Below are 21,974 nucleotides of genomic sequence, written 5' to 3' on the forward strand. Positions count from 1 at the left end.
CCTGCTTTGGAATTCTAGTTCTTGGTGGGCGTCAGCGTGACCTGATCGAGCACCAGGGTCGGCTCGACGTTGCGCGCTGTAAAGCTCAAGCAGAGGTCGTGGACGCCATCGCGCTTGGCCAGCTTGCCCACGACCGTCTCCACGCCCGGTCCGCGCGCCGCGGCGCCCAACGGGATGGCGGCAATGCGCCCGCCGGCGCAGCTGTCGAGCCGCACCTCCAGCTCGCCCTCCGGCGTGGCGGGCGGGCGCAGGGCGATCTTCTCGCGGTCGGCGCCGATCTGGAAGTTGAACGGGACCTGGCCGACGCGGGCGGTCAGCTTCAGGGCCGTGGAGAGGTCCGCGCCCTTCCACACCCAGCACGGGTTCATCAGGTTGACGGCGAACACCGCGCGCGGGCCGTTCACCGGCGCGTCGTCCTCCAGCGACAGGTTGATGCCGTCGCCGCACAGCTCCAGTTGCTGGCTCTTGCGGGTCTGGGCGGCCAGCAGGGTGATCGGATAGTCGCGCGTCCGACCCAAGGTGTCGTCGCCGAGGAAGGTGCGCGCCTTGACCGTCTTGCCCGGCGCGACCGTCAGGGCGGCGTCGTAGAGGCTGGAGGCCTTGGTCGGCGCCTTGCCGTCGGTGGTGTAGCGGATTTCGCCCAGGCCCAGGCCCGAGGCCAGGGCGACCGAGACCTGGCCGTCGGCGGTCGGGCGCAGGGTCGCCTGGGGCTCGTAGGGCACGGTGTCGTGGGCCACGCCCAGCACGTCCAGGCGGGCGCTCTCGGCCGGCAGGCGGGCGGAGAAGCTTCCCCAATCGTGCTTGTCGGTCGGGGTCCAGCCGTTCTCGGCCACGGCGATCAGGCGGGGGAAGGTCATCTTCTCCAGCCGCTCGTCGGTGCGCATGTGCTCGGTGAAGGAGTTGGCCTGCAGGCCCAGGATGTGGGCGCGCTGGTCCTGGGTCAGGGCGGCGGGCGCGGCGTCGAAGTCGTAGACGTCCTTGAGGCTGACGATCTTGATCCGGCCGGGCGGCTCGTCGGGCGAGGCGCTCTGGCGGCGGTCCATATAGAGGTGGCTGTCGGGCGCCAGCACCGCGTCGTGGCCCTGGGCGGCGGCGGCGACCGCCCCCTCCACGCCCCGCCAGGACATGACCGTGGCGTTGGGGGCCAGGCCGCCTTCCAGGATCTCGTCCCAGCCGATCATCCGGCGGCCGCGACTGTTGATGTGCTTTTCGGCCCGCTGGATGAACCAGCTCTGCAGCCCGTGCTCGTCCTTGACGCCCAGGGCCTGGATCTGGGCCTGGACCTCGGGGCTGGCCTTCCACTGGTCCTTCACGGCCTCGTCGCCGCCCACGTGGATGTAGGGCGAGGGGAAGAGGTCCATCACCTCGTCGAGGATGTCGTTCAGGAAGCCGAACGTCTCGTCGCTGGGTCGGTAGAGATAGGGGAACACGCCCCAGTCGCCCATGTTCGCGCGCGGCGGGGTCTTGGTCATGCCGTACTGCGGATAGGCCACCAGCGGCGCCAGGGCGTGGCCCGGCATCTCGATCTCGGGAACGATGACGATCCCGCGCGCGGCGGCGTAGGCGACGAGGTCGCGCACCTGGTCCTGGGTGTAGTAGCCAGCGTAGCGGATGGGCTTGCCGGTCTTGGGATCCTTGCCCGCCGCCCCGGCCGGGACGCGCCACGAGGCTTCCGAGGTCAGCTTGGGATACTTCCTGATCTCCAGCCGCCAGCCCTGGTCGTCCACCAGGTGCCAGTGCAGCGTGTTGAGCTTGTGGGCGGCCATGGTGTCGAGGATCGACTTGATGGTGTCGATGCTCTGGAAGTGGCGGGCGCTGTCCAGCATGAAGCCGCGCCAGGCGAAGCGCGGGGCGTCGTCGATGCTGACGGCGGGCAGCTGGGCGGGGCCCTTGGCGGCGTCCTGCACGGCCAGCTGCCAGACGCTGACCGCGCCATAGAACAGGCCCGCGCGCTTGGCGGCGGTGACGGTGACGCCCGAGGGGGCGACGCTCAGGGCGTAGCCCTCGGCCTTGTCGCTGGAAGAAGTCCCCCGCGCCAGGACGATGGCCGCCTCGCCGGCGGCGGGCGCGCCTTCGACGACGGCGAGCTTCAGGCCCCGGGCCTTCAGCAGCATGTCGGAAAGCTGGCCGGCCACCACCTTGGCCTCGACATCGCCCTTGGCGACGAAGATGCGGGTCTTGGCGGTGAGGGCGAAGGTCCCCTGCCCCAGGCTGGCCTGGGCGGGCGCGGGCGTCAGGGTGAGGAGGGGTTCCGCCGCGAGGCTCGCGCAGGCGAAGGCCAGGACGGCGGCGGACGCCGACAGGCCGCCCGCGACGCGGAGGGCGAGCTTGGCGAGGGGCGTCGAAACTTGGGTCATGTAAGGGCGCTCGGCTGACATGCGGCTAGGTTAGCGGCGGGCGGCAAAAAGCGGGCGGAGCGTTTGACCGCTCCGCCCAGACTCCGTGCTTGCAGTCAGGAGGAAAGGATGGGCGGCGGACGACACGGAGTTTCCTCCGCGCGCCCGCCTGGCCCGCTTTAGAAGTTCACGCTGAGCGTGGCCTGCAGCTTGCGGCCCGTGCGGTAGACGCCGCGCGGCAGGCTGATGGTGTTGGCGTAGGCGTAGTACTCGCTGTCCAGCAGGTTCTGAGCCGACACCGACAGGTTGACCTGTTCGTTGAAGGCGTAGCCCGCGGTCGCGTCCAGACCCTTGTAGGCGCGGACGAACATCTGGTCGCCACGGTCCAGGCCCGTGAAGTACTTCGAACGCCAGTTGTAGGTCACCCGAGCCGAGAACGGACCGTTCTCGTAGAAGGGGCTGATGTTGATCTGGTTCTTGGAGTTGTAGGGCAGCGGCGCGCCGTTGTCGGCCGAGCCGTCCGCGTAGGTGTAGTTGGCCAGCAGGCCGAAGCCCAGGGCGTAGGTCTGCTGGTAGGCGATCGACACGCCCTTGATCGAGGCCGAACCGGCGTTGGTCGGACGGCTGATCTGGTAGGTGGTGACGGCGTTGCGCGCTTGGTTGAAGTGCTGCTCGGCGACGGTCTGCTGCAGGATGTAGTTGCTGATGTCCTTGTGGAACAGTTCCGCCGACAGGATGGCTTCCTTGGCGAAGTACCACTCGACCGAAGCGTCGACGTTGGTGGACTTGTAGGGGTTCAGGTCCGGGTTGCCGCCGCCGCCGGTCAGGATCTGGTCGGAGAGCCAGAAGTAGTTCGACATGTCGGCATAGTTCGGACGCGAGATCACCGAGGCCGCCGCGAAGCGGAAGACCACGTCGTCGGTCACGTCGACGATGACGTTCACGCTGGGCAGGAAGTCGTTGTACTTCTTGCTCCTGACCTGCCAGGCCCAGTCGGCGGCGGTGGTGCCGCAGCCCGACGCGGTCTGGTTCACGCAGACATAGCCGCCGCTGTCGGACTCGGTGTGCACGTAGCGCATGCCGAAGTTGCCGCGGACGTTCTCGGCCTCGAAGTTGGCCTGGCCGTACAGGGCGTCGATCTTTTCCTCGATGCCCCAGTTCTGGGCCGTGAACTCGGCGTTGCCGAAGATCGTCGGCACCGGCTTGGCCTGCCACGGACGCAGATAGCCGCCCGAGGCGATGTAGTCGGCCAGGGCCGCGCCGTCGATCTTGAAGCGGCCCTGCATCTGGTCGGTGACGCCGTCGAAGCCCTTCAGATAGTTCGAAGGCACGATCGAGGGGCTGAACTGCGAGGCCGAGGCCGGGTTGCCGTACACCGAGACGGTGACGCCCGACATGGCCTGGTCGGTCTCGTGCTTGCGGTACTTGTAGCCGACCTGCACGCGCTTGATCACGCCGTCGAAGTTCCAGCCGGCGTCGACCTGGGCGTAGGTTTCCTTGTCGGTGGTCGGCTTGGAGACGATGTTGCCGCCCCAGCCGGCGTTGTAGCCCGGAGCGCCCGGTTGCGAGGGATCGCCCGCGCCCCAGCCGCCGTCGAACGAGAACTTGGAGGCGTCGGCCAGCGGGTTACCGTCGGCGGTCGGGTTGGTGTAGGTCAGGACGCCCGGAGCGCCCGGCGTGCCCGTGAAGTCGACGGTGTAGTCGGCCCAGTTCAGGAACTCGCCGTACAGCTGCCGGCCGGTGCCGCCGTCGGCCTTGGAGTAGCCCACGTCGCCCGAGACGTCGAAGTTGTCGCCGGTCCACTTGCCGTTGAAGTGGTAGGTGTCGGAGTTCAGCTCGGACTCGCGGTACTGCACGTCCAGGACGCTCAGGGCGTGCTTGAACGAGGCCTTGCGGATCACGTTGTCCTGGATGGTGATGTCGGTCAGGGCGCCCAGGCTGTTCCAGGTGTTGCCCTGGAAGGCGAACAGCGACTGGTTGGTGTTGTCGTAGCTGGCCTTGATCTTCAGCCAGTCGAAGTTCACTTCCAGGGCGTCGTTCGGCTTCCACTGCACGGCGGCGGTGTAGCTGTCGCGGACGCGTTCCTGTTCGAAGTAGGAGACCGACAGCGAGTTCACGCCGCGGGCGTTCGGATTGGCCGCCAGGGTGGTGGCGCAGGTGCCGGTGCAGTTGCCGTTGGTGATCGAGCTGACCGGGTTTTCCGGGTTGCCGCCGTTATAGTAGCTGGCCGGAATGGTGCCGTAGGACTCGATGCCGTCGCGGCGCAGCTGGTCCTTGGCGTGCTGGGCCGAGAAGATGGCGCCGAAGGTCTGGGCCTCGTTCTTCCAGCTCAGCAGGACCGAGGCCTGCGGATCGGACTTCTTGGAGCGATCGTTGTAGAGATAGCTGAGCGCGCCCGAGATGGTCGGGCTCTTCAGGTCCAGCGGCTTGCGAGTGTTGACGATCACCGTGCCGCCGATGCTGCCTTCGTCGATGCGCGGCTCGGGCGACTTGTAGACCTCGACCTTGCCGACGATCTGCGGCGCCAGCAGGGCATAGTTGAAGGTGCGACCGGGTTGATCGAGGATGAACCAGTCGGCCGAGGCCACGGTCTGGCCGTTCAGCAGGGTGCGGTTCAGCGCCGGGTCGGTGCCCAGGATGCTGACCTTCTCGCCCTGGCCGAACTGACGGTCGACGGTCACGCCGGGGACGATGGTCAGGGCTTCGGCGACGTTGGAGCTCGGAAACTTGCCGACGTCCTCGGCGGTCACGACATCGATGATCGCGTCCGAATTACGCTTGGATTCGATCGACTGCTGCAGCGAGGCGCGGATGCCGGTGACGATGACGGCCTCAACGGCGTCCGGCTTGTCCTGCGCGAGGGCCGGCGCAGCGGCGGCGACCGCCAATGCGCTGGCCGTGACGGTCAGAATGGTCTTGTGGAAATTTCTCATACTCGGCTTCTCCCCTTTTTCCAGACCCTTGGGCCTGGAGCCGAACCCCAAGCCCAATCCGATACCAATTCTTCTGCGGACATCCGCAGAACGCGGTACTTCTCAGGCCTCGGAACGCGACTGTGACGGAAATTTATCGGATGACAAGGCCAAAAAAGAACCAATTACAGACCATGTTCTTATTGGTACGAAAATGGTCATATGCTATCCCGGTGGTCACGGGGTGGCGCGGTTTTGCGCGGGGGTGCGAAATTGACGATGTTTTCTGAGAGGATCGGCGGACTGGACGGACACGGCCAGGATCACGCGCCGCTCTATAAGCAGCTGCAGCGCGCCCTGCGCGAAGCCATCCAGAAGAAGATCCTGGCGCCCGACGACGCCCTGCCCGCCGAACGCGACATGGCCGAGGAGTTCAGCATCTCGCGCATCACCGTGCGCAAGGCGCTGGACGGCCTGGTCAGCGAGGGCCTTCTGACCCGCCGCCAGGGCGCGGGCACCTTCGTCGCCGCGCGCGTGGAGAAGAGCTTCTCCAAGCTGACCTCGTTCACCGAGGACATGATCTCGCGCGGGCGCGTTCCGCGCAGCGAATGGATCAGCAAGGCCATGGGCGCCGTCACGCCGGAGGAATCCCTGACCCTGGGCCTGTCGCCCGGAACCCCCGTCTTCCGCTTCGCCCGCATCCGCTACGCCGACGGCGCGCCCATGGCGCTGGAATATTCCACCGTCGCCGGCTTCGCCCTGCCCTCGGCCGAGGTGGTGGGCGTTTCGCTCTACGAAGCCCTGGAGGCCACCGGCCACCGCCCCGGCCGCGCCCTGCAGCGGCTGCGCGCGGTGCTGTTCACGGCCGAACAGGCCGACCTGCTGGGCGTTCCGGTCAAGGACGCGGGCCTCTTGATCGAACGCCGCAGCTTCCTGCCCGACGGACGGGCGGTGGAAGTGACCCAGTCCTATTACCGCGGCGACGCCTACGACTTCGTCGCCGAACTGAACGCGCTGTCCTGAGCGCCCGAGGCGCTCAGGATCCGACCCGCCGGGGCCCGAGGCCCTCGCGATCTTATGTGAAGGGAACGCCCGTCTTGGAGGCCAATGTCTTGACCCGACCCGCACCCCCTGCTTCCCCCCCCCTAACTGGGCAGGCGCGGCTGACGGCGGAATCGACCCGCATGTTCCTGGAGGCCGGCCAGGCCTCGCAAGTCGTCGCCGCCCAGCTGGGCGCCAACGCCGCCCGCGCCGCCAAGATCGCCGAGCGTCTGCGCAGCAAGCCGCCCCGCGCCGTGGTCACCTGCGCCCGAGGCAGCAGCGACCACGCCGCCACCTTCGCCAAGTACCTGATCGAGACCCGCGTCGGGGTGCTGACCTCGTCGGCCGCCCTGTCGGTCAGCTCGGTCTACGCCGCCCAGCAGGACCTGGGCGACGTGCTCTATCTGGCCATTTCGCAGTCGGGCAAGAGCCCCGACCTCCTGGCCGCCGTCCAGGCCGCCAAGGACGCCGGCGCCTTCGTCATCGCCCTGGTCAACGTCACCGACTCGCCCCTGGCCGCCCTGGCCGACGAGGTGCTGCCGCTGCAAGCCGGCCCCGAACTGAGCGTCGCGGCCACCAAGTCCTACATCGCCGCCCTGGCCGCCATCGCCCAGCTGGTCGCCGCCTGGACGGGCGACGAGGACCTGGCGAGCGCCCTCTCCACCCTGCCCGCCCTGCTGGCGCAGGCCTGGGCCCTGGACTGGACGCCGGCCGTCGAGCGGCTGAAGCTGGCCCGCAACCTCTACGTCCTGGGACGCGGCGTCGGCTTCGGCGTCGCCCAGGAGGCGGCCCTGAAGTTCAAGGAGACCTGCGGCCTGCACGCCGAGGCCTTCAGCGCCGCCGAGGTGCTGCACGGCCCCATGGCCCTGGTGAAGGAGGGCTTCCCCGTCCTGGTGTTCGCCCAGAACGACGAGAGCCGCGAGAGCGTCGACGCCATGGCCAAGGGCGTGGCCGAGCGCGGCGGCGACGTCCTGCTGGCCGGCGCCGGCGAAACGGGCGCCGGAGTCCTGCCGGCGCTCGCCGCCCACCCGGTGATCGAGCCGATCCTGATGATCCAGAGCTTCTACCGCATGGCCAATGCGCTTTCGGTGGCGCGCGGCTACGATCCCGACAGCCCGCCGCACCTCAACAAGGTCACAGAAACCGTCTGATGCAGTCCGTACTCGTTAATGGCCGCATCCTGACGCCGGAGGGCATCGTCGAGGGCAAGGCCCTGGCGATCGCCGACGGTCGGATCGTCGGCGTCGTCGACAACGCCGACCTGCCGGCCAGCGCGGCCCGCCGCGACCTGGACGGCGGCCTGCTGGTCCCCGGCTTCATCGACACCCAGGTCAATGGCGGCGGCGGGGTGCTGTTCAACGACTCCACCACGGTGGAGGCCATCGCCGCCATCGGCGCGGCCCACCGCGCCTACGGCACCACCGGCTTCCTGCCCACCCTGATCAGCGACGACCTGGCCGTGGTCGACGCGGCCCTGCGGGCTACCGAACAGGCCATCGAGGCCGGCGTGCCCGGCGTGCTGGGCGTCCACATCGAGGGTCCGTTCCTCAATGTGAAGCGCAAGGGCATCCACGATCCCAGCAAGTTCCGCGTGCTGGACGACGAGGCCGTGGCCCTGCTGAGCTCGCTGAAGCGCGGCAAGACCCTGGTCACCCTGGCGCCGGAGACCACCACGCCCGAAATGGTGGCGCGCCTGAGCGCCGCCGGGGTGATCGTCGCGGCCGGCCACACCAACGCCGCCTACGGAACCGTACGCAAGGCGCTGGACGCGGGCCTGAGCGGCTTCACCCACCTGTTCAACGCCATGTCGCCCCTGACCAGCCGAGAGCCCGGCGTGGTCGGCGCGGCGCTGGAGAGCCAGGCCGCCTGGTGCGGGATCATCGTCGACGGCCGCCATGTCGACCCCGTCACCCTGAAGATCGCCCTGCGCACACGGCCGCTGGACCGCTTCATGCTGGTGACCGACGCCATGCCCACCGTCGGCATGGCCGACAAGAGCTTCGACCTGCAGGGCCGCCACATCCGGGTGGTCGACGGCGTCTGCGTCGACGACGCCGGCACCCTGGCCGGCTCGGACCTGGACATGGTCGGGGCGGTGCGCAACGCCGTCTCGATGCTGGGCCTGCCCCTGGAGGACGCCGTGGCCATCGCCTCGGCCGCCCCGGCCGCCTTCCTGGGCCTCGCGGGCCAGCGTGGCGTCATCGCCGCCGGCCAGGCCGCCGACCTGGTGCTGCTGGACGACGACCTGAACGTCCGCGAGACCTGGATCGACGGGATCGCCAATACATAGTCGCTCATCCCGGCATTCGCCGGGATGAGCGGATAGTTTGATAAAAAGAAGGGCGCTGGTTCGCACCAGCGCCCTTTGCTCGTTCCGGGGAGGAAGAGACCTAGAACTTGTACTTCACGCCCAGATAGTACTGGCGACCGTAGTGCACGTACTCTTCCGAGCTCATGCGCGTGGAGTCGTCGACCTTGCTGTCTTCCTGGTCGGTCAGGTTGATCAGCTCCAGGGTGACCGTGAACTTGTTGAACGCGTAGCTGACCTGACCGTCGAGGTTGAAGGTCTTTTCCTTGATCCGCACGTCGTTGTTGTTGGTCGCCGAGGGGGCGACCTGGATCAGGTAGGCGTCGCGATACGAGCCCGAGATCCGCGCCTTGAAGCCTTCGTTCTCATAGTAGAGCGTGGCGTTGAAGGCGTCGGGCGACAGGTTGATCAGCGGCTGGGTGACATAGACGGCCGGAGCCGTCTGGGCGCGCGGGTTGCCGCCGTAGGTGGGCGACTTGATGATGTAGTCGATGTCGCTCTTGACGTGGGTGTAGTTCAGGATGCCGCCGAACTTGTCGAACGGCGCCGGCAGGAAGGTGAACGGGCGCTGGGCGCTCAGTTCGAAGCCCTGCAGCTTGCCGCCGGGGCTGTTGACGTTGGTGGTCACCGTGAACAGCGTGGCCGGGGTGTTGTTGTTGGTCAGCAGGCTGTTGGGCAGCCCCGTTTCGGACCAGGCCATGACCTCGGCGGTCTGCTGGATGTAGGACTTGATGTCCTTCTGGAAGAAGCCGGCCGACAGCAGGGTTTCCTTGTCCGGATACCATTCGAAGCTGAGGTCCAGGTTGTTGGCCAGCATCGGGTTCAGGTCGGGATTGCCGCGCGTCAGGGTCTGGGCGCTCTGGCTGATGGCGGTGTAGCCCGGCGACAGGTTCGGCAGCTGCGGACGCGTCATCACCTTGGCGGCGGCGAAGCGGACGAAGAAGTTCTCGAACGGCTGGGCCGAGATGTTCAGCGCCGGCAGGGTGTTGGTGTACTCGCGCGAGGTCGTCTGGATACCGTCGCGGGGCACGGTCTCGTTGATGTTGCCGAACGGCGTGGAGACCACCACCGGCGCGGTGCTGCCGATGTTGTAGTGGCCCAGGGCGTCCTGGACGGTCTTCACGTAGCGCACGCCGATGTTGCCGCGCACCGGGATGTTGAAGACGTCGTAGTCGAAGTCGCCCTGGATGTAGAGGGCGGTGTCCTTCTCGGTGATCTGACGCACCGCGCCCAGCTGGTTCAGGGTGCTCAGGCGGAAGTCGCCGTTGGCGTTGATGCAGTCGCAGTCGTAGCCGATGACCGACTTCAGCTTGTCGAGGTCAGGCGCGATCCACGAGGTGGGCACGCCGGCCGGCAGGTCCAGACCACGGCCGAAGCCGGTGATCAGGCGCGAGACGTCGGCGATGGTGACGCCGGCCGGCAGGGCGAAGCCGGCTTCAGCCGTGTAGGAGCCCGCGGCGCTGTTGGCCAGCTGGCGCGAGTACAGGCGCTTTTCCCACGAGGAGAAGCCGTACTTCTTGTAGTCGTAGCCGTAGCGCAGCTTGAAGCCGTCCAGGATCTCGTAGTCGACGTCGGCCCGGAAGGTCTTGAAGGTGTTGACCGCCTTGCTGGGACGCAGGCGCAGCAGCGAGGCGTCGCCCTTGTCGCTGGTGGGACGGTACTCGAAGCTGGCCGGGTTGGTCGGATCGAAGCCGTAGCTGAACGACGGCAGCTTGTCGTTGGCCGAGTAGTCGTAGCTGTAGCCGTCGGTGTCGTAGCGGTCGAACGAGAAGGTCGTCTGGACCGGGTTGTCCTGGATCGAGCGCGACTGGCCGTAGACAGCGTTGAAGTGGCCCCGCTCGCCGAACTTGGTGTCGTAGGTCAGGGTGAACTGGTTGAACTCGGTCTTCAGGTCGTCGTGGCGGTACTCGACCCGGGCGTCGACGTCGTCGAACGTGCCCTTGATCAGGTGGCCCTTCTGGTCGGCCTGGAAGTTGACCACGTCGGTCTGGGGCAGGCCCGCGCCGCTGCGGCTGAACGAGATGACTTCCAGATAGGTCTCGTCGCGGTTGTTGGTGAACTCGGCGACCAGGGCGTCCAGGGTCAGGGTCGAGTTCTCGGTCGGGCGCCATTGCAGCGAACCGGTCACGCCCAGGCGCTTCTGGTCATACTGCAGGCGGCCGTAGCGCGGGATACGCGGGTGCCACAGGTTGTTGGCGGTGCCGGCGGCCGCGGCGACGGTCGGCGAGGTGCCGCCCGTGACGGTGCCGATGGTGGTGCAGGCCGGCGAGGTGGCGGCGGTGGCGCCGCCGGTGGCCGCGCCCGGGGTCGACGGGTTGTAGGCCGCGCCGAAGCAGGGGAAGGCGGTCGAGCTGTTGAACGCCACGCTGGGGTTTTCCCAACGGCCGGTCGAGGAGCCTTCTTCCAGGGTCTTGCGCTCGGCATAGGCCACCGAGATCAGGGCCCCGATCTCACCGATGCCGGTGTCCCAGCGGTTGCTGGCCAGGAAGGTGAAGCGCGGGTCGTTCTTGCGCGACAGGTCGTTCCAGCCGACCTTGGCGCCCATGCTGAGCGCCGGGCCGCTGAAGTCGAACGGGCGCGAGGCCTGCAGGTCGATGATGGCGCCCAGCGAGCCTTCCTCGTTCATGGCCGAGGTCGACTTGCGCACGGTGACGCTGTTGAACAGCTCCGAGGCGAAGATCGAGAAGTCGAACTGACGGCCGCGGTTGGCGCCGCCCGAGCTGTCCTTGCCGCCGGTGGTGGCCAGGGCTTCCAGGCCGTTCAGGCGCACGACGCTGAAGTCGGGGCCCAGGCCGCGGACGGTGATGGTGCGGCCTTCGCCGCCGTCGCGGTCGATCGACACGCCCGGCACGCGCTGCAGCGACTCGGCCAGGTTCAGGTCGGGGAAATCGGCGATGTCCTGGGCCTTGATCACGTCGACCAGGTCGTTTTCGCGGCGCTTGATGTCCAGAGCGTTGGCGAGGCTGGCGCGGAAGCCGGTGACGACCACCTCTTCGACCGCCGAATCCTCGGTGGCGGGCGCCGTCTGGGCCGAAGCCGCGCCGGCCATGGCCAGCGCCATGAGCATCGCGCCGCTGGACGCTCCGAGCTTGAGCGCGCGGGTGCGCGCCTTAGAGACCTGAGACAATGGATCCTCCTCCCGTGACCACGTTTCTTTTGAACGATGCTTCCGCATCGCCCGGCCGAAGAGTGCGTACGCGCTTCACTTCCCGCGCGGCCGTTTCCTTGGCCGTCTATTCTGACACCGGTGTCACATCGGGGTGCGACGTTGTCCTGACACCGGTAGCAATCACAGCGGTATCAAATGAAACCGCCCTCCACAAGATGGCTGCAACAAGGCGGAGTGTAGCGGAGCCGAAATCGTGTCGTTTCGGTCACAATTGGGCGAAGCTTGTTCGCCCACGCGGTCCGCGCCCGGCCGCGTCCTCGCGGATCAGGCCTCGTCGATCCGGCGCTGGCTGACCTTGTTGAGGCCGTCGATGACGGCGCGACGCTGGTCGGGCGTCAGGTCGGTGGTGCGCAGCAGGCGCAGGGCGTTGATGTGGACGTCGATGGCGTCCCAGCGCCAGGTCCCCGCCTCGGCGCAGTTGTCCACCAGGGCGCAGAACGAGATCGCCGCCTGGTCCACGCACGAACCCGGCAGGAAGCCCGATACGTCGATGATACGCAGGGCCAGGGTGTAGAGGTCCTGATAGGCGGCGGACGCCCGCGTGGCGGCGGCCGACCGGCCGAAGCGGGCCTCGATCTCGGCCAGGGCGGCGTCCAGCACGGCCAGGGATTCGGCGCGCAGGGGCTCCATCGCCGCGTCGGCGGCTTCCAGGGCGTCCTTGGCCATCACGCCGCCGGCGGCCTTGACCAGCATCGACAGGCGGTTGGGGGCGCGGAACTTGCGGACGACGCTCATAGGATCACCTTCTGGGAGCCTTCCGGCTCCTGGACTTGCGCGCCGGGCGGGCGGATGGGCATGGGCGGGTCGTCGCGGCGGCGGCCCTTGCCGTTGGGTGGCGGGCCGTCGTTCTTGAACCGCCGGTCGGGACCCAGATAGGCGTCGCACTCGATGAACTGGCGTTCTTCCTTGGCCGCCCACAGGATGCGCTCCAGCAGCACCTTGGGCGAGATCGGCTTGGCGACCGTGAAGTTGGCGCCGCTGTCGCGGGCCTTGAACACCTGGGACGGCGGGGTGTGGCCCGAGACCAGGATCACCGGCAGGTAGCGGTTGGCCTCCAGCGCCCCGCGCCGCAGCCACTTGACCAGCTCGTAGCCGTCGATCGAGGCCATGTTGGTGGCGCTGATGATCAGGTCGAAGGTGTGTTCGCGCAGCAGGGCCTGGGCGGCCTTGGCGCTGTCGGCGCGGGTCAGGTTCTTGATGCCGAAGCCCAGCACGATCTGGGACAAAAGGTTCAGCGACGCGATGCTGTCGTCGACCAGCAGCACGGCCACCTTTTCGAGGTTTATACGGGTCGAGGCGTGCAGCGCTTCGGGCATCAAAGGATTTCCGAGCGAAGTGGCTGCCGGTTCGCGTGAAGGAAATGCGTCACGACAAAGCCCTAGAAGAAGTCGAGCTCGCCGGCCTCGGCCTTTTCAAACTGCTCGGCGTCGCGCAGGCGCACCACCAGGTCGGCCAGGCCCAGGCCTTCGAGCAGCGGCTCGATGGCCATGCTCCATTCGCCCGAGGCGTGCTGGCCGATGCGGGTCAGGACGTCCGACAGGCCGTGCAGGCGCTGGCTCAGCTCGTCCAGGGCCTGCAGGCGCGACAGGTTCTCCAGGGCCGCGCCGCCGCTGGCCAGGTCGCCGGCGATGTGCTCGCAGTCCCGGCAGATGGTGGCCGCCGCCGCCAGTTCCGCCGCCAGGCGACGCGAAAGCTCGCCCACCGGGAGTTGGCCCGGGATGGCGAAATCTTCGGTCGGCAAGGCAAGCGGCTGTGCGGTCATGAGCGTCAGAACAGATCCACGTCGCCGCTGGACGCGGCGGGCATCGGGGGAGGCGCGGGACGACGGACGTCCTGCGGGGCGTTGTCGACGGCCACCAGGCGCTGGCGGACCCGGCCGGAAGCCGGCCAGAACTCCACGCGGCGGGCCGAAAGTCCGCCCGTGCTGGACGAGACGATCGGAATGCCTTCGTCGCGCAGGAAGCGCTCGGCGAAGGCGGCGTTGCTGGCGCCGACGTCCGAAAGGCCGTCGAACAGCTTGCCGCCGCCGAAGATCTTGGCTTCCAGACGGTCGCGCCGGGCGCCCTTCTTCAGCAGCCCGTTGATCAGCAGTTCCATGGCGTAGGCGCCGTAGCGGACCGCGTCGCCGCCGTCCTTGCGGTCGCCCGCGTCGGGCAGCAGGAAGTGGTTCATGCCGCCGATGCCGGTGGTCGGATCGCGCAGGCACGCGGCGATGCACGAGCCCAGCACCGTGGTCATGACCACGTTGGGATCGGACGACACGTGGCTTTCGCCCTGGGTGACGTGGACCTTGATCGAGGGTCCGTCTTCGGAGTGCGCTTGGCCCATCATGTCAGTTGACCGAAGACCTGTTCGATCTTCTCCTTCAGGCCTTGGACGGTGAACGGCTTGACGCAGTAGTTGTTGACGCCGAACTGCACGGCGCGCTGGACCAGCTCGCGGTCGGCCCGGCCGGTCAGCATGACGAAGGCCGTCTGTCGGATCGGCGGGTGCGAGCGCACGGCGCGCAGCAGGGCCAGGCCGTCCATCTTCGGCATGTTGAAGTCCGAGATGACCAGGTTGGCCGGCTTGGCCAGGAGGTTCTTCAGAGCCTCCTCGCCGTCGGGCGCCTCGCGGATGTCCTTGAAGCCGATCTGCTGCAACGCGTTGCGGATCAGCGCCCGCATGGTCAGCTGGTCATCGACGACGAGAACGGAAATGGTGCTTGCTTGGGGCATGGGTTCATCGCCTCGCGGAGGCCAGATCGAGAATGGATTGGCCCATGGAGGACAGGGAAACCTGCTTCTCCACCGCGCCGAGTTCAAAAGCCGTTCGCGGCATGCCGTAGACGACGCAGCTGGCCTCGTCCTGACCCAGGGTCCGGGCGCCGGTCTTGCGCATGGTCAGAAGACCCTGCGCGCCGTCGCGGCCCATGCCGGTGAGGATGACGCCGACCGCCTTCTCGCCGACCGCCTGGGCCACCGAGTTGAACAGCACGTCGACCGAGGGCCGGTGTCCGCTGACGGGGTCGCCCTGGGTCAGGCGGCAGCGCAGCCCGGCCGAGCGAACCACTTCCAGGTGGGTGACCCCGCCCGGAGCGACATAGACCTTGCCCGGCTCCAGCAGGGCGCCGTCGACGGCCTCGGCCACCTTGGCGCCGCTGGCGCGGTCCAGGCGCGCGGCGAAGCTGGCGGTGAAGGTCGCCGGCATGTGCTGGGTGATCACCGTCGGTGGGCAGGTCTCGGGGAACTGCGTCAGGATCGACAGCAGCGCCTCGACCCCGCCGGTGGACGAGCCGATGGCCACCACGTCGCCCGAGGGCACGTAGTTCTGGCGGCGGGCCGTGGCGGGGGCGGCGTCGGCCTTGGTGCGCACCGAGGCGCGGGCCGCGGACTTGACCTTGTCGGCCACCTCGTTGAGCGCCTCGGCGGTGCCGGTGGCCGTGGTGGGCTTGCCCACGCAGTCCACCGCGCCCAGCTCCAGCGCGCGCAGGGTCATCTCGGCCCCGGCCTGGGTCAGGCTGGAGACCATGACCACCGGCATCGGCCGCAGGCGCATGATCTTCTCGAGGAACTCGATGCCGTTCATGTTCGGCATTTCGATGTCGAGGGTGACGACGTCGGGATTGAGGGCCTTGATCATGCCCCGGGCCTCGAACGGGTCGCCGGCGGCGCCGACCACCTCGATCTCGGGGTCACGGTTCAGAGCGGCCGTGATCAGGCTCCGCATGGTCGCGGAGTCGTCGACGACGAGGACGCGAATCTTGGCCATCAGCGACCCACCTTGCGATAGGCGGTCAGGCCGGCGCTTTCAAAAGCAGTAATGGAGGCACCCACGCGTTCGGAATGGCCGACATAGAGCTTGCCGCCCGGGGCGACCAGCGGCGCGAAGCGCTGCCAGACCCGCTCCTGGGTGGGCTCGTCGAAATAGATCACCACGTTGCGGCAGAAGATGGCGTCGAACGGACCCTTCATCGGCCAGCTGGGGCCGTTCAGGTTCAGTTCGCGGAACGCGACCATCTGGCGGGCGGCCTCGCAGACCCGGAAGCTGCGGCGGTCGTTGGGATCGCGTTCGAAATACTGGCTGCGCATGTTGGCGGGGATGCCTTCGAGGAGCTGCTCCTCGTAGACAGCCGCGCGGCCGGTGGCCAGCACGTTGGTGTCGATGTCGGTGCCCAGGATCCGGATGTCCAGATCGGCGGCGTTCGGCCACACCGACAGCACCGTGAAGGCCATCGAATAGGGTTCCTGGCCCGACGAGCTGGCCGCCGACCACAGGCGCAGGCGGCCGCCGGCGCGGACCTTGTCGGCCATGGGCTCCAGGATGTTGGCGCGCAGGTCGTCGAAGTGGTGCGGCTCGCGGAAGAACCGGGTGACGTTGGTCGTCAGGGCCCGCAGCATGTGCTGCTGCTCGTCGACATTGCCCTCCTGGGCCACGAACGAGCAGTACTCGCTGAAGGTCTTCAGGCCCAGGGTGCGCAGGCGCTTGGCCAGGCGCGAATAGACCAGCGTCGCCTTGCTGTCGGGCAGGCTGATGCCGGCCTGATCGTACAGCAGGGCGGCGATACGCTTGAAATCGGCCGTGGTGAAGGCGAACTCGCCGTCGACCAGGGCTTCGCGGGAAGAGGTGGAATGAGCGGTCATCTTAGGCGGCCAGGGCCTCGCGCTCGGGAAGCAGGCGATCCAGCGAGATCTCGCTGATCATCCGTCCTTCGATGGAAATGATGCCGCGCACGAAGTGGCGGACGTTCTCGCAGGCGATGTCCGGCGTCGGCTGGCACATCTCGTCGGTGATCGACAGGATGTCCGACACCGCGTCGACCAGCAGGCCCACGGTGCGGCTGTCGGCCTGGACCACGATAAATACGCTGCGCACGCCCGGCTCGGTGGTCTTCATGCCCAGGCGCGAGGCCAGGTCCATGATCGGCAGCACCGCGCCGCGCAGGTTGATCACGCCGCGCATGTAGCTGGGCGACTGCGGCAGGGTGGTGGCCGGCGACCAGCCGCGGATCTCGCGGACGGCCATGATGTCCACGCAGTATTCCTGCTCGCCGACCTGGAACGAGATCAGTTCCCGGGTCTCTTTGCTGGCGGTGGGTGTGGCTTCGGTCATCGGCTTATTCCGCGGCGATGAGGGTGGGATCGGCGGGGGCGGACGGGCCGCGGCGGCGCAGGTTGATCACCGCGTCGACGTCCAGGATCAGGGCCACGCGGCCGTCGCCCAGGATCGTCGCGGCGGCGACGCCTTCGACCTGCTGGTAGTTCTGTTCCAGCGACTTGATGACCACCTGGCGCTGGCCGTGGATGGCGTCGGCCACCAAAGCGGCGCGCGAGCCGTCCTCGCCCTCGACCAGCAGCACCACGCCGTCGCTCGGCGGGGCCGCGTGGTCGCGGTAGTTCAGGGTCAGGCCCACGTCGATCAGCGGCACGAAGCTGTCGCGCACGGCCAGGACCGAGCCGGTCGGACCCAGCGGGCGGATTTCCTCGCCCTTGGGACGCAGGCTCTCGACGATGCAGGCCAGCGGGATGACCAGGGTCTCGCCGGCGACGTCGACCACCATGCCGTCCAGGACAGCCAGGGTCAGCGGCAGGCTGAGGGTGAAGGTCGAGCCCAGGCCCGGACGCGAGGAGATCGAGATGCGGCCGCCCAGGGCCTGCACCGAACGCTTGACCACGTCCATGCCGACGCCGCGGCCCGACACGTCCGAGATCTTCTCGGCGGTCGAGAAGCCCGGCAGGAAGATCAGGTTGTCGATCTCTTCGTCGGTCAGCTGGACGTCCGGCGAGATCAGGCCCTTCTTGACGGCGATGCCGAAGACCCGCTCGCGGTTGATGCCCTTGCCGTCGTCCTGGACCTCGATGACGATCCGGCCGCTGCGGTGCAGGGCGGCCAGGCGCACGACGCCTTCCGGATTCTTGCCGGCCGCCTTGCGCTCCTCGGGGCTTTCCAGCCCGTGGTCGATGGCGTTGCGCAGCATGTGGGTGATCGGATCGGCCAGACGCTCGATGACCGTCTTGTCGACCTCGGTGTTCTCGCCGTCCATCACCAGGCGGGCCTGCTTGCCCGTCATGTTGGCGACTTCGCGGACCAGGCGCGGCATGCGCTGGAACACCGACTTCACCGGCTGGGCGCGGATGGCCATCACGCTGTCCTGGATCTGGCGCGTGAGCTGTTCCAGCTCGTCCAGGCCCATGGCCAGGTTGGAGGACGGGGCGATGCCGTATTCGCCGACGCGCTGCGCCAGCATGGCCTGATTGATCACCAGCTCGCCGACCAGGTCGATCAGGTGGTCGATGCGCTCGGGATCGACGCGGATCACCGACTGGCCGGGACCGGGCACGTCGATCTGGGCCGGCTTGGCGCCGCCGGAGGCCGGGGCGGGGGCGGCGGGGGCGTTGGCGGCGACCGGCGGCGCGGCCGGAACCGGCGCCGAAACGGGAGCCGGCGCGGGCGGGGCGATCTCGGCCACCGGAGCGACGGGGACCGGCGCTTCGACGGGGGTTTCGATGACGACCGGGGCGGCTTCGGCGACGATCTCCTCGACCACCGGCGGGGCGGCGGCCACGTCCATCAGCCCGGCCAGCACGTCGCCCACCGGCGCCTCGCCGCGGACGATTTCCAGCTCGCAGTCGCCGTCGACGAATTCGAAGACCTCGCGGATCGCCTCTTCGCCTTCCTCGGTCTCGACCCGGACGCTCCAGGTGACGTAGGCGGCTTCGGCGTCGAGGAATTCCAGGGTCGGCAGGGCGCTGTCGTCCAGGGTGGCCTGGATGGGCCCGAGGCGCGCGAGCTCGCGCAGCAGCAGGCCGGTCTCGTTGGCCTTGCGGTAGAGGTCCGACTTCGGACGGATCGCCACGGTCCAGACATTGCCGTCGAGCACGGCCGCGTCGGCGGCCTGGGCGTCCAGCGTGATGGTCATCGGCTGGAAGTCGAAGCCCAGGTCGTCGTCGTCCAGGGCGTCGTCGTCGCCGGCGATCACGATCGGGGCGGCGTCGACATACTGGGGCGTCTCGACCACAGGCGCGGCGGCGACCGGAGCCGGCGCGGCGTTGGGATCGGTGGCGATCTTCAGCTCGGCGGCCATGGCGGCCGAGGCGTCCATGTCGACCACGCCCAGGCCGCGGGCGGCGCTGACATGGTCGGCCAGCACGTCCGAGGCGCGCAGCAGCAGGGCGGTCAGGTCATGACTGCCGGGGATCTCGTTGGACCGCAGCGCGTCGAGAAGCGTCTCGAACACGTGGGCGAAGCGCACCAGCGGCTCCAGGCCGAACGCGCCCGCGCCGCCCTTGATCGAGTGCACGGCCCGGAAGACGGCGTTGACGGTGTCGCCGTCGTCGTTGCCGTCCTGCATGGCCAAGAGCCCGCCTTCAAGATCCGCGAGCAGTTCCTCGCATTCCTGAAAGAAGGTGACCTTGATGGCCTCTAGCTCGTCCATTCCCCGACTTCCTAAAAAGCGTCTCAGTAGTACCTAGAACACTCGGACGATCAGGCCGCGACGCGGCGGATCGCCTCAACGAGCTTCTCGGGGTTGAACGGCTTGACGATCCAGCCGGTCGCGCCGGCTTCGCGAGCCCGCTGCTTCTTGCTGGGGTCGCTTTCCGTGGTCAGCACCAGGATCGGGATGGCGCGATAGTCGTCGTCGACCCGCACCGCCTCGATGAAGCCGAAGCCGTCCAGCTTGGGCATGTTGATGTCGGTGATGATCACGTCGGGGCGATGGGCGGAGAGGACCTCCAGACCATGCTCGCCGTCGACGGCTTCGACGACGTTGAACCCGGCGCCGGCGAGGGCCATGCGCAGCATGTCCCGCATCGTACGCGAGTCATCGACCGTGAGGACAGTACGCGTCACGATGCAGCTCCTTGCAGTTCGGTCTGGAGAAGAGCCCCTTCGGCCCCAAACAGACGGATGGTTTCCACGAACGCCTCGGAAGGCGCGGTGATCGAAAAGGGTTTGCCGTCTTCGGCCCAGGCCTTCTTGGCGGCGAGCAGAACCTGGAGGCACAGACCGCCGAGGCGGCGCACCTGGTCGGCATGGACTTCGATGTCCTGGCCGCGGCGCTCGACGAAGGCCTGCTTGAGCGGACCCGAAGCCTTCAGATCAAGGGTTTCGGGCAGGGCGATCGCTGTCGACATCAAAACTCCTCCCAGCCGTCGCTGGCGGGGGCGGCCGCGGTCGCCGCACCGCCGCGTCCGGGACGGGCGAAGGCGTTGAGACGGGCGCGCTGTTCAGCCACCGGATTGGCGGCGGGGGCGTGGTGGGCGGCGTCGGCGACCTGGGGACGCTCGAACGAGGCCCGGCCGCTGCCGACGTTGAAGCGACCGATCAGGCGCACCAGCTCGCCCGTCTCGCCCTTCAGCGAGTGGGTGGCGGCGGTCGACTGCTCGACCATGGCGGCGTTCTGCTGGGTCACCTGGTCCATCTGGTTGACGGCGGTGTTCACTTCGTTGAGGCCGGTCGCCTGTTCGGCGGCCGAGGCGGCGATCTCGGTGACCAGGGCGTCGATCTCGCCGACCTTGCTGACGATCCGCTGCAGGGCCTCGCCGGTCTGGCCGACCAGGCTGACGCCTTGGCTGACCTGCTGGGTCGAGGAGGAGATCAGCGTCTTGATCTCCTTGGCGGCTTCGGCCGAGCGCTGGGCCAGGGCCCGGACTTCCTGGGCCACGACCGCGAAGCCTCGGCCGGCGTCACCGGCGCGAGCCGCTTCGACGCCCGCGTTCAGGGCCAGCAGGTTGGTCTGGAAGGCGATCTCGTCGATCACGCCGATGATCTGGTTGATCTGCTTGGACGAGTCCTCGATGGCGCCCATGGCCGTGACGGCCTCGTGGACCACCTGACCCGAATGGGTGGCTTCGCCGCGGGTGCTGGAAACCACTTCCGAGGCCTGCTTGGCGCCCGAGGCGGTGCGGCGGACCGTGGCGGTCAGCTCGTCCAGGGCGGCGGCGGTTTCCTCGAGGCTGGCGGCCTGCTGCTCGGTGCGGCGCGACAGGTCGTCCGAAGCGTGGGCGATTTCGTCGGCGCCGGTGCGCAGGCCGTCCGTCGAGGCCGCGATGACCTTGATGGTTTCCTGCAGCTGGGTGATGGCGGCGTTGAAGTCGTCCTTCAACTTGCGGTAGTCGCCCGGGAAGTCGGCCTGGACGCGGAACGTCAGGTCGCCCTTGGCCAGGTGCTCCAGCGCGTCGGCCAGCGACGACACCACCAGGGCGTTCTCGCGGGCGGCGGCGGCGGCGGTCTCTTCCTTGGCGCGACGCTCGTCGGCGGTCAGGGCGGCCGACTTCTCCTGCTCGGCGCGCATCTGCTCCAGATGGATCTGGTTGTCGCGGAAGACCTTCAGCGAGCGGACGATGGCGCCCAGCTCGTCGCCGCGGGTCATCTTCTCCAGGTCGATCGTGTTGTCGCCCTTCGACAGCTTCTCGGTGGCGCCGGCGATGTCGCCGATCGACTTGCGGGTGGTCATCACGGTCAGGAAGGCCAGGGCGCCGACGGCCAGCAGGGTGATCACCGACAGGGCGATCGTGGCGCTCATGGCGGCGGCGGCCTCGGCCTTCTTCTTGGCGGTCTCGGTGGCGATGCGCTTGTTGGCGGCGGCGACGACCTGGTCCAGCTGGCCGGTCATCTTGGCGTATTGCTCTTCGAAGGGCGCGATGAAGCCGACGGCCATGCCGAAGTCGACGCCGATCATGCCGCTGACCGTGTCGATGGCGCTGTGGCACTCGTCGAGCGACTTGATCAGCTCGGCGATCTTGCCTTGCTCGTCCTTGGGCAGCTTGCCCTTCAGGGCGGTCAGGTCCTTCTTGACCGCGTCGGTCTCGGCCAGAACGGCGGCCATGCGCGCGTCGTTCTTCTCGAGTTCGATGTTGCCGGCCTTGTGGGTCAGCACGGTGTAGAGTTCGCCGTTGATGTTGGAGATGCGCTTGGAGAGCGCCTGGATCTCCATGTTCTCGCGCATGTCGGTTTCGACGACCTGCTGCAGCGCCGCCGACTGGCTCTTCTGCACGACGATGGCCCCCCCGGCCATCAGCGCCAGCATGAGCAGTGCGAAGGCCGGCGCGAAGCCGATTTTGATGATCAATGGCAGATCGACGAGCCGGAAGCGCTTCATCGGAGTTGTCCCCTCTTGCGGCGGTCCGTGCGCACGGATCACCAACGTTCAAGGGGGATCATCACGGTATATTCCTAACAGTTCCTGACTTTGGTTAAGAGGAATTGACGGCGCCGTTGTCGCACCC

Annotated in this window: 18 protein-coding genes; 3 read left to right on the forward strand and 15 right to left on the reverse strand. The window is 68.0% G+C overall.

The window, feature by feature from the left end:
- Positions 1-14: 14 nt before the first annotated feature.
- Together AC07OA_RS19545 and AC07OA_RS19550 are read right to left on the reverse strand one after the other, a co-directional pair.
- Positions 15-2,357, reverse strand: coding sequence for a family 20 glycosylhydrolase (locus AC07OA_RS19545; protein ID WP_494665485.1), 2,343 nt, complete (start codon positions 2,355-2,357; stop codon positions 15-17).
- A gap of 158 nt (positions 2,358-2,515) precedes the next feature.
- Positions 2,516-5,269, reverse strand: a complete 2,754-nt coding sequence (locus AC07OA_RS19550) for a TonB-dependent receptor (protein WP_494665486.1) — start codon at positions 5,267-5,269, stop codon at positions 2,516-2,518.
- A gap of 258 nt (positions 5,270-5,527) precedes the next feature.
- On the opposite strand from AC07OA_RS19550, the gene AC07OA_RS19555 reads away from it, so the two are divergent.
- The 3 genes from AC07OA_RS19555 to nagA all read left to right on the forward strand — a co-directional run bounded on the left by AC07OA_RS19555 (position 5,528) and on the right by nagA (position 8,579).
- Complete coding sequence (locus tag AC07OA_RS19555; RefSeq protein WP_494665487.1) at positions 5,528-6,271, forward strand: GntR family transcriptional regulator; 744 nt, start codon at positions 5,528-5,530, stop codon at positions 6,269-6,271.
- A 74-nt stretch (positions 6,272-6,345) separates the two neighbouring features.
- Positions 6,346-7,440 carry an SIS domain-containing protein gene (locus AC07OA_RS19560; RefSeq protein WP_494665488.1) on the forward strand — a complete coding sequence of 365 codons (1,095 nt, stop codon included), beginning with the start codon at positions 6,346-6,348 and terminating at the stop codon, positions 7,438-7,440.
- Positions 7,440-8,579 carry an N-acetylglucosamine-6-phosphate deacetylase gene (gene nagA, locus AC07OA_RS19565; RefSeq protein WP_494665489.1) on the forward strand — a complete coding sequence of 380 codons (1,140 nt, stop codon included), beginning with the start codon at positions 7,440-7,442 and terminating at the stop codon, positions 8,577-8,579. The genes AC07OA_RS19560 and nagA overlap by 1 nt, the downstream gene beginning before the upstream one ends.
- A 100-nt stretch (positions 8,580-8,679) precedes the next feature.
- On the opposite strand, the gene AC07OA_RS19570 is transcribed toward nagA, so the two are convergent.
- The 13 genes from AC07OA_RS19570 to AC07OA_RS19630 form a co-directional block, all read right to left on the reverse strand.
- Positions 8,680-11,664 (reverse strand): TonB-dependent receptor, encoded by a 2,985-nt coding sequence (locus tag AC07OA_RS19570; protein WP_494665618.1) that lies wholly within the window; start codon positions 11,662-11,664, stop codon positions 8,680-8,682.
- Positions 11,665-12,030: 366 nt separating this feature from the next.
- Positions 12,031-12,501, reverse strand: a complete 471-nt coding sequence (locus AC07OA_RS19575) for a chemotaxis protein CheE (RefSeq protein ID WP_494665490.1) — start codon at positions 12,499-12,501, stop codon at positions 12,031-12,033.
- Positions 12,498-13,082: a response regulator gene (locus AC07OA_RS19580; protein ID WP_494665491.1), complete on the reverse strand. Its 585-nt coding sequence runs from the start codon at positions 13,080-13,082 to the stop codon at positions 12,498-12,500. The genes AC07OA_RS19575 and AC07OA_RS19580 overlap by 4 nt, the downstream gene beginning before the upstream one ends.
- 62 nt (positions 13,083-13,144) lie before the next feature.
- The gene (locus tag AC07OA_RS19585; protein WP_494665492.1) at positions 13,145-13,528 is read right to left on the reverse strand and encodes a DUF8776 family protein; all 384 of its coding nucleotides are present in this window, start codon (positions 13,526-13,528) and stop codon (positions 13,145-13,147) included.
- Between the two features lie 5 nt (positions 13,529-13,533).
- Positions 13,534-14,097: a chemotaxis protein CheD gene (locus AC07OA_RS19590; RefSeq protein ID WP_494665493.1), complete on the reverse strand. Its 564-nt coding sequence runs from the start codon at positions 14,095-14,097 to the stop codon at positions 13,534-13,536.
- On the reverse strand, positions 14,094-14,483 hold the full coding sequence (locus AC07OA_RS19595) for a response regulator (protein ID WP_010918325.1): 390 nt from the start codon (positions 14,481-14,483) through the stop codon (positions 14,094-14,096). Before AC07OA_RS19595 ends, AC07OA_RS19590 begins: the two co-directional genes overlap by 4 nt.
- 4 nt (positions 14,484-14,487) lie before the next feature.
- Complete coding sequence (locus tag AC07OA_RS19600; RefSeq protein ID WP_494665494.1) at positions 14,488-15,516, reverse strand: protein-glutamate methylesterase/protein-glutamine glutaminase; 1,029 nt, start codon at positions 15,514-15,516, stop codon at positions 14,488-14,490.
- Complete coding sequence (locus AC07OA_RS19605) at positions 15,516-16,388, reverse strand: CheR family methyltransferase (protein ID WP_494665495.1); 873 nt, start codon at positions 16,386-16,388, stop codon at positions 15,516-15,518. The genes AC07OA_RS19600 and AC07OA_RS19605 overlap by 1 nt, the downstream gene beginning before the upstream one ends.
- A gap of 1 nt (position 16,389) precedes the next feature.
- Positions 16,390-16,857 (reverse strand): chemotaxis protein CheW, encoded by a 468-nt coding sequence (locus AC07OA_RS19610; RefSeq protein WP_494665496.1) that lies wholly within the window; start codon positions 16,855-16,857, stop codon positions 16,390-16,392.
- Between the two features lie 4 nt (positions 16,858-16,861).
- The gene (locus AC07OA_RS19615) at positions 16,862-19,180 is read right to left on the reverse strand and encodes a chemotaxis protein CheA (protein WP_494665497.1); all 2,319 of its coding nucleotides are present in this window, start codon (positions 19,178-19,180) and stop codon (positions 16,862-16,864) included.
- A gap of 50 nt (positions 19,181-19,230) precedes the next feature.
- Positions 19,231-19,596: a response regulator gene (locus AC07OA_RS19620; protein ID WP_028038734.1), complete on the reverse strand. Its 366-nt coding sequence runs from the start codon at positions 19,594-19,596 to the stop codon at positions 19,231-19,233.
- On the reverse strand, positions 19,593-19,880 hold the full coding sequence (locus AC07OA_RS19625) for an STAS domain-containing protein (protein ID WP_494665498.1): 288 nt from the start codon (positions 19,878-19,880) through the stop codon (positions 19,593-19,595). The genes AC07OA_RS19620 and AC07OA_RS19625 overlap by 4 nt, the downstream gene beginning before the upstream one ends.
- Positions 19,880-21,847 (reverse strand): methyl-accepting chemotaxis protein, encoded by a 1,968-nt coding sequence (locus AC07OA_RS19630; RefSeq protein ID WP_494665499.1) that lies wholly within the window; start codon positions 21,845-21,847, stop codon positions 19,880-19,882. The genes AC07OA_RS19625 and AC07OA_RS19630 overlap by 1 nt, the downstream gene beginning before the upstream one ends.
- Positions 21,848-21,974 lie beyond the last annotated feature (127 nt).

The organism is Caulobacter sp. GW821-FHT09B08 (assembly GCF_059418225.1).